Annotated in this window: 13 protein-coding genes and 1 other RNA gene; 7 read left to right on the top strand and 7 right to left on the bottom strand. The window is 68.5% G+C overall.

Features of this window, described 5'->3' with window-relative positions; translation table 11 throughout:
- Positions 1-92: 92 nt before the first annotated feature.
- Positions 93-845: an SDR family oxidoreductase gene (locus NF4_RS13745; RefSeq protein WP_063127736.1), complete on the bottom strand. Its 753-nt coding sequence runs from the start codon at positions 843-845 to the stop codon at positions 93-95.
- Positions 846-1,174: 329 nt separating this feature from the next.
- On the opposite strand from NF4_RS13745, the gene NF4_RS13740 reads away from it, so the two are divergent.
- Positions 1,175-1,624 carry a DUF4870 domain-containing protein gene (locus tag NF4_RS13740; RefSeq protein ID WP_063127735.1) on the top strand — a complete coding sequence of 150 codons (450 nt, stop codon included), beginning with the start codon at positions 1,175-1,177 and terminating at the stop codon, positions 1,622-1,624.
- 87 nt (positions 1,625-1,711) lie between these two features.
- On the opposite strand, the gene NF4_RS13735 is transcribed toward NF4_RS13740, so the two are convergent.
- Positions 1,712-2,599, bottom strand: a complete 888-nt coding sequence (locus tag NF4_RS13735) for an alpha/beta hydrolase (protein ID WP_063127813.1) — start codon at positions 2,597-2,599, stop codon at positions 1,712-1,714.
- A gap of 115 nt (positions 2,600-2,714) precedes the next feature.
- Here NF4_RS13735 and rnpB point away from each other — a divergent pair.
- The 3 genes from rnpB to NF4_RS13720 all read left to right on the top strand — a co-directional run bounded on the left by rnpB (position 2,715) and on the right by NF4_RS13720 (position 4,731).
- Positions 2,715-3,129: RNase P RNA component class A (gene rnpB / locus NF4_RS13730), an RNA gene on the top strand.
- Between the two features lie 174 nt (positions 3,130-3,303).
- A complete protein-coding gene (locus NF4_RS13725; protein ID WP_063127734.1) occupies positions 3,304-3,843 on the top strand; it encodes a hypothetical protein in 540 nt (179 codons plus the stop codon).
- Positions 3,844-3,900: 57 nt separating this feature from the next.
- Complete coding sequence (locus tag NF4_RS13720) at positions 3,901-4,731, top strand: NAD(P)H-binding protein (protein ID WP_063127733.1); 831 nt, start codon at positions 3,901-3,903, stop codon at positions 4,729-4,731.
- A gap of 114 nt (positions 4,732-4,845) precedes the next feature.
- Here NF4_RS13720 and NF4_RS13715 read toward each other — a convergent pair whose 3' ends face one another.
- Positions 4,846-5,235 (bottom strand): hypothetical protein, encoded by a 390-nt coding sequence (locus NF4_RS13715; RefSeq protein ID WP_063127732.1) that lies wholly within the window; start codon positions 5,233-5,235, stop codon positions 4,846-4,848.
- Between the two features lie 422 nt (positions 5,236-5,657).
- Here NF4_RS13715 and NF4_RS13710 point away from each other — a divergent pair, with 422 nt between their 5' ends.
- A complete protein-coding gene (locus NF4_RS13710; protein ID WP_232330454.1) occupies positions 5,658-5,954 on the top strand; it encodes a hypothetical protein in 297 nt (98 codons plus the stop codon).
- A 144-nt stretch (positions 5,955-6,098) separates the two neighbouring features.
- Here NF4_RS13710 and NF4_RS13705 read toward each other — a convergent pair whose 3' ends face one another.
- From NF4_RS13705 to panB, 4 genes are all read right to left on the bottom strand, one after another.
- Entirely contained in the window at positions 6,099-6,980 is an 882-nt protein-coding gene (locus tag NF4_RS13705) for a CHAD domain-containing protein (RefSeq protein ID WP_063127730.1), read from the bottom strand.
- Positions 6,973-7,944, bottom strand: a complete 972-nt coding sequence (gene pip, locus NF4_RS13700; RefSeq protein ID WP_063127729.1) for a prolyl aminopeptidase — start codon at positions 7,942-7,944, stop codon at positions 6,973-6,975. Before pip ends, NF4_RS13705 begins: the two co-directional genes overlap by 8 nt.
- Positions 7,944-8,390, bottom strand: a complete 447-nt coding sequence (locus tag NF4_RS13695) for a hypothetical protein (protein WP_063127728.1) — start codon at positions 8,388-8,390, stop codon at positions 7,944-7,946. The genes pip and NF4_RS13695 overlap by 1 nt, the downstream gene beginning before the upstream one ends.
- 90 nt (positions 8,391-8,480) lie before the next feature.
- Positions 8,481-9,353, bottom strand: coding sequence for a 3-methyl-2-oxobutanoate hydroxymethyltransferase (gene panB, locus NF4_RS13690; protein ID WP_063127812.1), 873 nt, complete (start codon positions 9,351-9,353; stop codon positions 8,481-8,483).
- Positions 9,354-9,510: 157 nt separating this feature from the next.
- Between panB and NF4_RS13685 the strand changes: the two genes are divergently transcribed.
- Together NF4_RS13685 and glnA are read left to right on the top strand one after the other, a co-directional pair.
- Entirely contained in the window at positions 9,511-11,052 is a 1,542-nt protein-coding gene (locus tag NF4_RS13685; RefSeq protein WP_439956753.1) for an alpha/beta hydrolase, read from the top strand.
- Between the two features lie 64 nt (positions 11,053-11,116).
- Positions 11,117-12,454, top strand: coding sequence for a type I glutamate--ammonia ligase (glnA, locus tag NF4_RS13680; RefSeq protein ID WP_063127727.1), 1,338 nt, complete (start codon positions 11,117-11,119; stop codon positions 12,452-12,454).
- Positions 12,455-12,691 lie beyond the last annotated feature (237 nt).

Genomic DNA, 12,691 nt, shown 5'->3' with positions numbered 1-12,691 from the left:
TGGCCGGCCGGGTTCGGGAGCCGTCGAAAGGTTCGTTGACCTACGGGCCGCGGGACGGCCGGGTCACCCGGGGCCGTCCCGCCGCGTGGCGCTCAGTCCCTCGGCCCGCCGGCTACATAGATGACCTGCCCGGAAACAAAACCCGCGCCCTCGCTGACCAGGAACGACGCCGTATGGGCGATATCCTCCGGGTAGCCGACCCGGTTCACCGGGATCTGCGCCGCGGCGCCCTTCTGGAAGTCCTCGAAATCCACGCCGACCCGGGCGGCGGTGGCCGCGGTCATATCGGTGACGATGAAACCCGGGGCGATCGCGTTGGCGGTGACACCGTACTTGCCCAGTTCGAAGGCGAGGGTCTTGGTGAAGCCCTGCATCCCGGCCTTCGCGGCGGAGTAGTTCACCTGGCCGCGATTGCCCAGCGCCGAAGTGCTGGACATATTGACGATACGGCCCCACTTCTGTTCGACCATGTACTTCTGGGCGGCCCGAGTCAGCAGGAAGGCGCCGCGCAGATGGACACCCAGCACGGTGTCCCAGTCGTCGACGCTCATCTTGAACAGCAGGTTGTCGCGCAGCACGCCGGCATTGTTGACCACGACGGTGGGCGCGCCGAGCTCTCCGGCCAGCCGCTCCACCGCGGCGTTCACCGAGTCCTCCTTGCTGACATCGGCGCCGAGCGCGATCGCCTTCCCACCGGCGTTCTCGATCGCCGACACGGTCTCGGCGCAGGCGGCCTCGTCGAGGTCCAGGACCCCGACCTGCAGTCCGTCGGAGGCCAGCCGTTTGGCGATGGCCGCCCCGATTCCGCGGGCGGCGCCGGATACTACTGCGATCCTCTCGGCCATCAGTTCGAAGTCCTCTCGTGTGGGCGATAGTTCTTACGCCATCTAACAACGTGTGGGGTCGCGGATCGAGGGGGTGGCCGGACAAGATCTCCGCGCGGGTGCTGTGCGTATCGGACAGTGCAGGTCGGGCCGCCGCACACCGCGGCCGGCAGAGCCCCGTCGGGGCGTGCCGGACCGGGCCGGGCGTATCACGCGAGGCGCCGGCGCCGGGCGGGAAAATCGCTGCCCTGTCCGTTTATTCACCTAGGTGTGGGTTTTCTGCACTCCCCAAATGGGTAGTGGGCCATCTATTCTCGAAACACCCCACTCACCAGGCAGTTTGGAATGTGATGACCACTCCTCAGTCCCCGTACGATCCGACGACGGGCAAACCCTATCCCGCGCAGCCCCCGGGCGGCGCCCAACCGGCCTACGGCCCCGGTCAGCAGCCCTACGGGGCACCGAATCAGGCGCCGGTCTCCCCGGCCGATGCCAAGCTCTGGGCCGCGCTGGCTCATTTCGGCGGTATCGTGCTGGGTTTCGTCGCCCCGCTCATCGTCTGGGTGATGTACAAGGACCGGGACGAGTTCGTGCGCCGGCATGCCGTGGACGCGTTGAACTTCCAGATCGTGCTGGCGATCGCCTACGTGGTGTCGGCGGTGCTGATGATCGTGCTGATCGGGCTGCTGTTGTTCCCGATCGTCTGGATCGCGGGCATCGTGTTCTCGGTGCTGGCCGGTATCGCGGCCAACAACGGCCGGGAGTACAAGTACCCGTTCAATCTCTCGCTGGTGAAGTAGCAGGTGTGCCCGGGCCGGCGGTCGTAGCGCCGGCCCGGGCACATTCGCGCGGGACCGGATGGGCGCAGTTCTATCCGGTACCGGCGGTCAGGGACGCAGCACCGAGATCAAGAACTCGGTCTGGTCGTAGACGGTCTGTTCGAAGAGTTCGTCGAAGTACAGATCGAAATGACCTGCGGGATACCGTTTCACCACCGCGTGCTTGGTCTTCTCGGCGGCCCGCAGCGCGGGTTTCACCGGGGTGATCGAATCGTTGTCGCACAGTGCGTACAGCACCGGCATCTTCAATTCCTTCACCTGCCGGGCGGGCCGGGCGAACAGGATCGAGAAGGCCGCGCGGGCCGCGATCGTGGGCCGGTAGTTCGCGCTCTCCTCGGCCAACCGGCCGAATCCGGTGGGTACATCCGAACCGGTCATCATCGCCGTGGCGCGTTTACGCCCGGCCAGCCGGATCTGTACCGGCTTGCGCAAGACCGTGCCGAACACCAGGTCCGACGCCGCCAGGAAGCCCACCTTCACGAAACTCAGCAGTCCCTTCGCCAGTGCGGAGGAGAATCCGCTGACGAACGGGACCTGCGCCACCACCGCCGCGATATAGGCGTCGTCCGGGGCGACGGCCAGGGCGTGCCCGCCGCCCAGCGAGGTGCCCCACAGTGCGATACGGGTGGCATCGAAACCGCGCAGCGTCCGGGCATAGGCCACCGCGGCGATCCAGTCCTCGCGCTGCCGGGCGAGATTCACCACCTGACGGGGGTCGCCGTCGCTGTCCCCGAAATGCCGGTAGTCGAAGACCAGCACCCCCATCCCCGCCGCGGCGAACCGCCGCGCGAACCGATCCAGTCCCATTTCCCGGTTGGCCCCCAACCCGTGCCCCATCACGACGATGGGGCGTGGCTTGGGTGGGCCGGCCGGCAGGTACAACCAGCCGGCACATTTCTGACCTCCCGACGGGAAGCCGACCTCGACACGCTCCATGATCATCGACCGTACCGAGTCATCGGTCCGGATGAGTCACCCAGCCTTGGCAGGAGTGCGCGGCGACCGGGGGCGGGCGGCGGTCGACTGCCACCGAGTATCCTGATGCGGCGGATGAGTCGGCCGGGCGGTCGCGGCGCCGGGAACGGACACCCCAGTGGTGTCACGCTCGGCGCCGAGGAAAGTCCGGACTCCACAGAGCAGGGCGGTTGCTAACGGCAACCCGGGGTGACCCGCGGGACAGTGCCACAGAAAACAGACCGCCCACGGCTCGCGAGGGCCGTGCGGTAAGGGTGAAACGGTGCGGTAAGAGCGCACCAGCGCCCCGGGTGACCGGGGCGGCTCGGTAAACCCCGCCCGGAGCAAGGTCGAAGATCGCACCTCGCGGTGCGGTTGCGCAGGTGTTCGAGGGCTGCTCGCCCGAGCCTGCGGGTGGACCGCTCGAGGTACCCGGCGACGGTGTGCCCAGATGGATGGCCGCCCCCCGGTGCGAACCGGGGACAGGATCCGGCTTATGGCCGGCTCATCCGCACTCTGTTCATCCGTTCCGGCGCGGGCCCCGGCAGCAGGCGTCGGGTCCAGGGGTTCCACTGCCGTTCCCCGACAGTGGTGGCGGGGAAACCGGACGGCGGGGAACCGGGCGTACGATCTTTGTTTCACAGCGGGGGCTGCCGAGTGCCCCGTGCCGTCCCCAGGGAAACACGATGAGAGCCAGACAATTCGCCGCCGTCGCAGTCGGGGCCGCCGTGTGCGCACTGTCGGCCTGCACCGCCGATGACGCACCCACCACCGAGGTCCAGCCCATGACGGTGGTCGCCAGCGAGGAGACCTCGGCGGCGAGCGTGCCACCACCGGCAACGAAAACACGCGGGCTGTACGATCCGGCCGAAACCGCGGTCGGTCAGTCGGGTCTGGCGGCGTTCATCGTGTCGGTGGAGGAGGTGAACTCGCAGGAGGGACCCGTGACGGTGATAACCCTGCAGATCGAAAACATCACCGACGATGTGTGGAACGGCAAGAACTGGACGACGCCGACCGTGGTGTACGGCGATGGGGGCACCCCGGCTCCCCACGTCAAGTCACCCTCGGAAGGGTTCGGTGACGGTGTGCAAGGCTTGATCCCGCCCGGCAGCCGCCAGACGGTGAAACATGCGTACAAGGTGACCAAGGCGCAACTGAATCCGGCAGTGGTGACCGCCGGCAGTGTGTTGTGGCAGGGAGATTTCTCGAAGTTCCACCGGTGAGCGCATCGCGGTGGACGCCGGGTCGGTGACTGCCGCGGGCACAGGGAGGAGATGAGGATGGCGATTCTGGTCACCGGTGCCACCGGGAACATCGGCCGTAAGGTCGTCGATCAGCTGGTGGCACGAGGGGCGACCGAAATCCGGGCGCTCACCGTCGACCCGGCGAAGGCCGCGCTTCCGGCCGGTGTCGAAGCGGTTCGCGGATCCCTGCGCAGACCCGGAACGCTGCCAGCCGCGTTCGAGGGGGTGGACCGGATGTACCTGGCGTCGATGCACCACGGGGTGGACGAGGTGGTCGAATTCGCCCGCGCCGCGGGGGTGCGCCATATCGTCGACCTGTCCGGGGAGCCGGACAGCTGGTGGGGCGCGATCGCGACAGCGGTCGAGGGCAGCGGGATCGCCTGGACTCATCTGTGGCCGGGGGATTTCATGGAGAACACGGGAATGTGGGCGCAGCAGATCCGGGCGACCGGCGCGGTGCGCGAACCCGACCCCGGGGCCGGTAGCACGCCGATCGCTATGGACGATATCGCGGCGGTCGCCGCGGTCGCGCTGACCGAGGACGGTCATCGGGGGCGGGCCTACGAGCTGACCGGCCCGGAGAAACTGAGCCGGGCCGAACTGGTGCGGGAGATCGCCGCCGCGCTGGGCCGGACGATCGATTTCGTGCCCGTCACTCCCGAGGAGACCGTGCGGGCGCTGCGCCCGGCGATGGGGGACAACGCGCAATGGTATGTCGACAATGTCCTCATCGGGCTGGACGAGCACACGCTGCCCCCGAACCGGGTGGTCGAAGAAATAGTCGGACGCCCGGCGACGACCTTCGCACAATGGGCCGCGCGATATGCGACCGAATTCTTCGGCGAGGCCGGCTCCCGCGGGCGTTGATCGGAAAACCACCGTTTCGCCCGGGCCGCTCGATTCGTGCCACTCGTCTTTTTCCGGTGAATTCCGCGGCGTGTCTCGGCTACGAAATTCACCGGGGTGCGGATCGGCGTGTGGCTATCGATCCGAGCACATGACGGCGACCATCTGATACACGGCCTGTGTTTCGGCGTCGGTCGCTTCGGTACCGCCGACCGCGAGCCGGTCGGACAGCGCGGAGACCACCTCGTCCTCCGGCTCGCCGGCCCGGATCTCGGCACAGGTTTCGGTGAAGATCGCGGTGATCGCCGCATCGTCGCGGCCTTCGGCCAGACCGGGGAAGGCACCGCGGAAGCTGATCACGAAGGAACCGGCCTTGACCTGGTCCAACTGCGCGGTATCGGGAGTCGCGGCGGCCGTCGCCGGGGATGCCGCGGGGGTCGATTCGGCGCCGTCGCTTCCGCAGGCGGCGACGGCGGGCAGGACCGCGACGAGGACGGCGGTGAGTAAGGACAGAGGTCTGTGCACGTGCCGGATAGTAACTCCGCGAGATGGACACCGCCCCCCGCCCGGCGGGGGACGATGTTCATCCAGCGGCTACTCAGGCCGAGGGACCGATCACGAACATCTGCGCGAGGGACGCAGCCTGCTGCGGACCGACGAGGGGGAGCAGATAGTCATAGATGAGAGTGGACATACGTGAGGAAACTCCAGCTCGGATGTAGTCGGACGCTTACGGTTCGCCACAGTATCAGTTGCCCGGTGAGCACGATCTTTTCCGGCGGGATTCGTGCAGAACTGGCATAAATGGTGATCGCCGTCATAAAGTATGCGGGGTCGGCAGGCTCGCCCGGTGCCCTGGAGTTCGCGGAACGAGCCGATTCATACCTATCGGAAGACAGGTCACAACACATATGCGGGTAGCACGTACCTTGGCAACCGGAGCTTTGATGGCCGGTGCCGCATCTGTTCTCGCTACCGTGGGCGCCGGCTCGGCCGGTGCCGTCGCGGTGACACCGCTGCCCGGTGGAGTGCGGGTGGACCTCAGCCCGGCGGATACCCGCTGGGTGGATCAGAACAATATCGGGCAGATGGTCGCGGGTGTTCCACATCCGTCGGCTCCGTCGTTCGGTCAGGCGCTGGACGCGGCCGCGGCCGTTTCCTCCACCTACCCGAACGGCCGGGTGACTTTCACGGTATTCGGACCGCTGCACGAACTGAGCGGCTCGATGCTGGCATTGCAGTAATCTCCGTACGGGATTCCGTACCGTCGGGCCGGTACCGGGGCAACCCGGTACCGGCCCGGCTCGTTTCCGGCCGGGGCGCGAGGGGGGCCCGCTGCGCCGCGTCCTCGAAACCTTTTCTGCCACTCCGCTTTCGGAGCCCGAGCCTCAGGCCGTGTCGATGGCGGCGGCCGCCGCGGGATACTGCGCCAGGTGGCGCCCGGCCGCGGTGTCCTCGGCATCGGCCAGTATCTCGAACAGGGCGGTGTCCTCGCCCGCGGTACGGGCTTCGGCCGCGCGGGCGCGCAGCGCATCGTAGGATTCGACCGCGTCCCGGTGATCGCCCAGCACGGTCTGCAGATGCTTGGCACGTTTGCCCAGATCCGCGGCGGTATCGCCGAGGACCGCGGTGGCGGCCTCGCAGGAATACCGTAAACGCTTGGCGCTCTTGCGGATGTCGTGCAGCAGTTCGATCCGGTCGGCGGGTGCCACGGTCGGCTCGGCCCGCACCAGGCCGCGCACCCGTTTCCGGTCCTTGCGCAGTACCGTCTCGAACATTTCGCCGGCCGGTATCGCGTCCACCGATTCGCGCAACGGCGGAGCGTCGCGCCATTTCTCCAGCTCGCGCCGCATGGTGCGGTAGCGGTCGCTGTCCAGCGCCGTCAGGACCTCGCCGTGCGCGGCGGCGTACCGGTCGCGTTCGGCGCGGACAAGGCGGTCGCGGGTGGGTTCGAAGGCGGCCGACCCGGGATCGGCATAGCGGTCGAGCAGCGCGGTGAAACGTCCGGCGCGGACCTCCGCGTCGCGCGCCACTCCCAGCAGCCCGGCCAGCCAGGCGAGTTCGGTGCGCATCCGGTTGTCGGCGTCCGGGTCGAGCAGCTTCTTGTAGGAGCGCAGCACACTGCGCAACCGGCGGGTCGCGACCCGCATCTGATGGACCGAATCGTCGGCGTCGGCCCGTACCTCCGGTTCGGCGGTGAGCAGACGTTCGATATCGGCACGTAATGCGTCGGTGAGGGCGTCGGCCGCCGCGATCGGTTCCTCAGCCATGGTGTTCCACCGCCGCGAAGGTATCGGTCGCCTCGACCAGATGATGGGTGATACCGGGTTCGGCGGCGGAGTGCGCGGCGTCGTCGACGAGGTGCAGGCGCGACCCCGGCCAGGCGCGATGCAGATCCCACGCGCTGACCGCGGGGCAGACGATATCGTGGCGGCCCTGCACGATAACGGCGGGTATATGGGTGATCGCATCGATATCGCGCAGCAGCTGGGCCTCGTCGAGGAAGCCGCCGTGCCGGAAGTAGTGGTTCTCGATCCGGGCGAAGGCGAGGGCGAACCTGCTGTCGGAGGTTTCGGCCATTCGCTCGGGGTCGGGGCGCAGCGTACTGGTGGCGGCCTCCCAGGCGGTCCACGCGAGGGCCGCCGCGGTGACGACCTCCGGATCCGCGGATTCGAACAACCGGTGGTAGGCCTCCACCAGGTCGTCGCCGCGTTGGGCCGCCGGCACCGGGGCGAGGAACTTCTCCCACTCGTCCGGGTAGACGTAGCCGGCGCTGCCGTTGTAGTACCAGTCGATCTCCTTGCGGCGCAGCAGGAATATCCCGCGCAGCACGAGTTCGGTGACCCGCTGCGGATACCGCTGCGCGTAGGCGAGCGCCAGGGTCGAACCCCAGGAACCACCGAAGACCAGCCATCGCTCGATACCGAGTGCGGTGCGCAGCGCTTCGATATCGGCGATCAGATGCGCGGTGGTGTTGACCGAGAGGTCGGCGCCGTCGGCGATATGCGGGGTCGAGTGGCCGCAGCCGCGCTGATCCAGCAGCACGATCCGGTAGCGGTCCGGGTCGAAGAACCGGCGGTTGTGCGGGGTGGTGCCGCCGCCCGGACCGCCGTGCAGGAACACCGCGGGTTTCCCGTCCGGATTACCGCTGGTCTCCCAGTACACCGCCTGGCCGTCGCCGACCTCGAGCATGCCTCGTTCGTAGGGTTCGATCGGCGGGTACAGCGGAGGCATCAGAACGCCAGGCCGGAGGCCAGGTCGGGAAGTTCGAGCGCCCGGACGGCCTCGTCGTGCACATCGGAGCAGGCCTCGAGGGTCACCCGGTCCACCACGGCCTTGTCGGCCAGGACCTGGGCGTTGATCCCGCCGTTGGTGAGCGCCCATTCGTGGACCATGGCGTTGAGGCCGATCCGGCCCAGCGTCGGGCCCTGGACCCGCCAGTTGGACAGCTCGGGGCGCATCATGTCGCACAGGTTCTGGGCCGCCTTGTCGGAGACCTCGAGCGGGGTGGCGGGTGCGGCGCTGCTCGTGGTCGCCGAGGTGGTGGCGGAAGAAGTGGAGGCGGCCGGAGAAGTGTCCTCCGAACCTGTCTGCACACCGCCGCACGCGGTGAGCAGCACCGCCCCGCACACTCCCGCCACCGTGAGGGCACCCCGTGTTGTCCAAGCGCGTCGCCGCATCAGTACCTCAGAACTCGAGAGTCGAAACCGTCGACACCGAGTTTGCCATCCCGCGCCGGAGTGGGGACCCTTCACGAGCCCGGACCGGGGTCAGAAACTGTGTTCCGGACCCGGGAACGTGCCGCGGCGTACCTCCTCGGCGTAGGCGGCGGCCGCCCCGCGCAGTTCGTCGCCGACCGCGGCGAACCGTTTCACGAACTTCGCGGTCTTCCCGCTGGTGAACCCGGCCATGTCCTGCCAGACCAGCACCTGGGCGTCGCAGTCCGCACCGGCGCCGATGCCGACGGTGGGGATGGTGAGCTTGCGGGTGACCTGACCCGCCACCTCGGCCGGGACCATTTCCATCACCACCGAGAACGCGCCCGCGGCCTGGACCGCGATCGCGTCGGCGAGCAGCCCCTCGGCGCCCGCCCCGCGGCCCTGGACGCGATAGCCACCCAGGGTGTTGACGCTCTGCGGGGTGAAGCCGATATGCGCCATCACCGGTATACCGGCGGCGGTGAGCTTCCTGATCTGGTCGGCGACGCGTTCGCCGCCCTCCAGTTTCACCGCGTGCGCGCCGCCCTCCTTCATGAACCGGGTGGCGGTGGCGAGGGCCTGCTCGGGGGAGCTCTCGTAGGTACCGAACGGCAGGTCTGCCACCACCAGGGCGTGCGGGGCGCCCCGCACCACGCCCCGCACCAGCGGAATCAGTTCATCGGTGGTGATGGGCACGGTGGTCTCGTATCCGTACACCACATTGGCGGCCGAATCGCCGATCAGCAGTACGGGAATGCCGGCCTCGTCGAAGAGGCGGGCGCTGGAGTAGTCGTAAGCGGTGAGCATCGCCCAGCGTTCACCGGTCGCCTTCATCTGTTGCAGATGCTGGACGCGGGTGGGTCGCCGGGCCGGTTTCGCCGCCGCGGCGGCACCGTAGGCGGGTGTTTCCGATGTGGAATCGGGCGTGCCTGATGATTCGGACATCATCGTCCCTTTCGTCTCCTCGAGGCCCTGATCGGGTCCCCGGGTCTGGTTGACGCCCTCCAGTGTGCACCCGCGGCCGAGCCCGAATTAAGCCCGCGACCAGGTGCGGTTGGTCACATCCCCGGGACCCGGGCCCGGTCCCGCTAGCATGGCGGCGGTGCGGAGCGGGTGTGGAGTGCCGGCGGGTGTGCTGGCGGTGCTGACTGCGGCGACGGTGCTGCTCGCGGGATGCGCGGGCGGGGCCCGGGAACAACCGGACCAGCCCGCGCCGATCCCCGCCGAGCTGAGTCGTTTCTACGGCCAGATACCGGCCTGGGAGTCGTGTGCCGGCTACACCGACCCGGGCGAAGCGCTGCCGCCCGCGGCGCAGTGCGCCCGGATCGAGGTACCCGTCGACTACGCCGACCCCGCCGGCCCGACCGCGCGGCTCGCGGTGTCCAGGATGCGCGCGACCGGAGACAAGATCGGTTCGGTGCTGATCAACCCGGGCGGTCCGGGTATGTCCGGGCTGTCCACGGTGATGCTGGCCGGGGGGACCGAGCTGGCCGATCGGTTCGATCGGGTGGGGTTCGATCCGCGCGGGGTCGGCGCCTCCACGCCCGCGGTCGACTGCCTGACTCCACCGGAAGCCGATGCCGAACGGGCCGAACCCCCGACGCCCAATTCGCCGGAGGGGATCGCCGAGGCCGAGACCGAGAACCGGGAATACGCCGACCGCTGCGTGGCCCGCACCGGTACGGAATTCCTCGCCCATGTCGGCACCCGCGAGGTGGTCCAGGATATGGACATCATGCGGGCGGTACTGGGCGATCGGAAGCTGACCTATCTCGGCTACTCCTACGGCACCCGGCTGGGTAGCGCGTACGCGGAGAAGTTCCCGGGCAATGTCCGTGCCATGGTCCTCGACGGCGCCATCGATCCCTCGCAGGACCCGGTCGCCGAATCGCTACGCCAGGCAGCGGGTTTCCAGAAGGCCTTCGACGCCTACGCCGCGGACTGCGGCCGGTCGCCGGAGTGCCCGCTCGGTACCGATCCGGCGCAGGCGGTGCCACGGTTCCGTGCCCTGGTGGATCCGCTGTGGAACGCACCTGCCGCCACCACCGATCCCCGCGGCCTCGGCTACGACGACGCGATCACCGGTGTACAGCAGACCCTGTACGGGGACGATTTCTGGCCGGTGCTCACCATCGGGCTCACCGAGTTGGCCCAGGGTCGCGGCGATACGCTGCTACAGCTCGCCGATATGTACAACGGCCGCCGCGACGACGGCACCTACAGCAATCTCACCGACGCCTTCGACGCGATCCGCTGTGTGGACGACCCGCGGGTCACCGATCGCGCGGTCGCCGGCCGGCAGGACACCGAATACCGCCGGGCCGCCCCGTTCCTGGACGACGGCCGTGGCACCGGAGCGGCGCCGCTGGAACTGTGCGCGCAGTGGCCGGTGCCGAACACCAGCCGGCCGCACGATATCTCCGTCGAGGGGCTGCCCCGGCTGGTGGTGGTGTCCACCACCGGCGATCCGGCCACGCCGTACCAGGCGGGCGTCGACCTCGCCGACCAGCTCGGTGCGGCACTGATCACCCATGAGGGCGACAGCCACACGGTGGTCTTCAACGGCGGCTCCACCTGCGTGGACGATGCGGTCGTGCGCTACCTGGTGGACCTCGAGCCCCCCGCCGAGGGCCTACGCTGTTGATCCGACACACAGCGCAGCGCGTCATGTAACACGGATTTAACGCCGGGTGCCTACTCTCGCGGTCATGGATCGCCAGAAGGAATTCGTGCTGCGGACGCTCGAAGAGCGGGATATCCGCTTCGTACGTCTCTGGTTCACCGACGTACTGGGCTATCTGAAGTCCGTCGCCATCGCGCCCGCCGAGCTCGAGGGAGCATTCGAAGAGGGCATCGGATTCGACGGGTCGGCGATCGAAGGGTTCGCCCGGATCTCCGAGGCCGATATGGTGGCTCGGCCCGATCCGTCGACCTTCCAGGTGCTGCCGTGGTCCTCCAGTAAAGGCCACCAGCATTCCGCCCGGATGTTCTGCGATATCACCATGCCCGACGGGTCGCCGTCGTGGGCCGATCCGCGCCATGTGCTGCGGCGTCAGCTCAACAAGGCGGGGGATGTCGGCTTCAGCTGCTATGTGCATCCGGAGATCGAGTTCTTCCTGCTGAAGAACCAGCCCGACGGCGTCGACCCGGTCCCCGCCGACACCGGCGGCTTCTTCGACCAGGCGGTCCACGATTCCGCGCCGAACTTCCGGCGCCACGCCATCGACGCGCTCGAATCCATGGGTATCTCGGTGGAGTTCAGCCACCATGAGGGCGCGCCCGGCCAGCAGGAGATCGACCTGCGCTACGCCGACGCCCTGTCGATGGCCGACAATGTGATGACCTTCCGCTATCTGATCAAGGAAGTGGCCATCGACGAGGGCGTGCGCGCCACGTTCATGCCCAAACCGTTCGCCCAGTACCCGGGTTCGGCCATGCACACGCATATGAGCCTGTTCGAGGGCGAGGCGAACGCGTTCTCCGATCCGGACGACCCGGACAACCTGTCCGCGACGGCACGCGCCTTCATCGCGGGCATCCTCGAACACGCGCACGAGATCAGTGCCATCACCAACCAGTGGGTGAACTCCTACAAGCGGCTCATCCACGGCGGCGAGGCGCCGACCGCGGCCTCGTGGGGCCGGTCCAACCGTTCGGCGCTGGTCCGGGTGCCCATGTACACCCCGAACAAAGCGTCGTCGCGGCGCGTCGAGATCCGCAGCCCCGATTCCGCCTGCAACCCGTACCTGACCTTCGCGGTGCTGCTCGCGGCCGGTCTGCGCGGTGTCGAGAAGGGCTACACGCTGCCGCCGGAGGCCGAGGACGACGTCTGGTCGCTCACCGCCGCCGAACGGCGTGCCATGGGGTTCAAGGAACTGCCCGGCACCCTGGACGAGGCATTGCACGCGATGGAGCGCTCGGAGCTGGTCGCCGAAACGCTCGGTGAGCACGTGTTCGACTTCTTCCTGCGCAACAAGCGTCGGGAATGGTCGGATTACCGTGCCCAGGTGACACCGTTCGAGCTGCGCGAATACCTCGGTCTCTGATCTCTTCTTCGTACGCCCGGCGCCCCGGCGGGCGGGAGACCCCGCGATCCGCTCGGGGCGGCGGCGTCGACGAGGAGGCCGGTGGCACCGCGGTTCGGCCGGGGACGGTCACGGCCTTGCTCGGTCCGGTAGCCGGTCGGCCCGCCCTGGGCCGGCCGGTTCCGTGACTCCGCGTCGGTGTGGCCGGCGCCCCCACGCGACCGCGGGGTCCGGCACCTTTCGTGCCCGGTTGTCGGT

This window comes from Nocardia fusca NBRC 14340 (assembly GCF_001618425.1).
In the GTDB taxonomy this organism is placed as follows: domain Bacteria; phylum Actinomycetota; class Actinomycetes; order Mycobacteriales; family Mycobacteriaceae; genus Nocardia; species Nocardia fusca.
The sequence above is the reverse complement of the archived record's forward strand: the minus strand, read 5'-3'. Positions and strand labels throughout refer to the sequence as shown.

Excerpts from the sequence above, each read along its gene's own strand:
- NF4_RS13720 (WP_063127733.1), top strand. The coding sequence starts at position 3,901 with ATGGCGATTCTGGTCACCGGTGCCACCGGGAACATCGGCCGTAAGGTC.
- NF4_RS13745 (WP_063127736.1), bottom strand. The coding sequence starts at position 845 with ATGGCCGAGAGGATCGCAGTAGTATCCGGCGCCGCCCGCGGAATCGGG.
- NF4_RS13740 (WP_063127735.1), top strand. The coding sequence starts at position 1,175 with ATGACCACTCCTCAGTCCCCGTACGATCCGACGACGGGCAAACCCTAT.
- NF4_RS13695 (WP_063127728.1), bottom strand. The coding sequence starts at position 8,390 with ATGCGGCGACGCGCTTGGACAACACGGGGTGCCCTCACGGTGGCGGGA.
- glnA (WP_063127727.1), top strand. The coding sequence starts at position 11,117 with ATGGATCGCCAGAAGGAATTCGTGCTGCGGACGCTCGAAGAGCGGGAT.
- NF4_RS13705 (WP_063127730.1), bottom strand. The coding sequence starts at position 6,980 with ATGGCTGAGGAACCGATCGCGGCGGCCGACGCCCTCACCGACGCATTA.
- NF4_RS13725 (WP_063127734.1), top strand. The coding sequence starts at position 3,304 with ATGAGAGCCAGACAATTCGCCGCCGTCGCAGTCGGGGCCGCCGTGTGC.
- NF4_RS13735 (WP_063127813.1), bottom strand. The coding sequence starts at position 2,599 with ATGGAGCGTGTCGAGGTCGGCTTCCCGTCGGGAGGTCAGAAATGTGCC.
- pip (WP_063127729.1), bottom strand. The coding sequence starts at position 7,944 with ATGCCTCCGCTGTACCCGCCGATCGAACCCTACGAACGAGGCATGCTC.
- panB (WP_063127812.1), bottom strand. The coding sequence starts at position 9,353 with ATGTCCGAATCATCAGGCACGCCCGATTCCACATCGGAAACACCCGCC.
- NF4_RS13710 (WP_232330454.1), top strand. The coding sequence starts at position 5,658 with ATGGCCGGTGCCGCATCTGTTCTCGCTACCGTGGGCGCCGGCTCGGCC.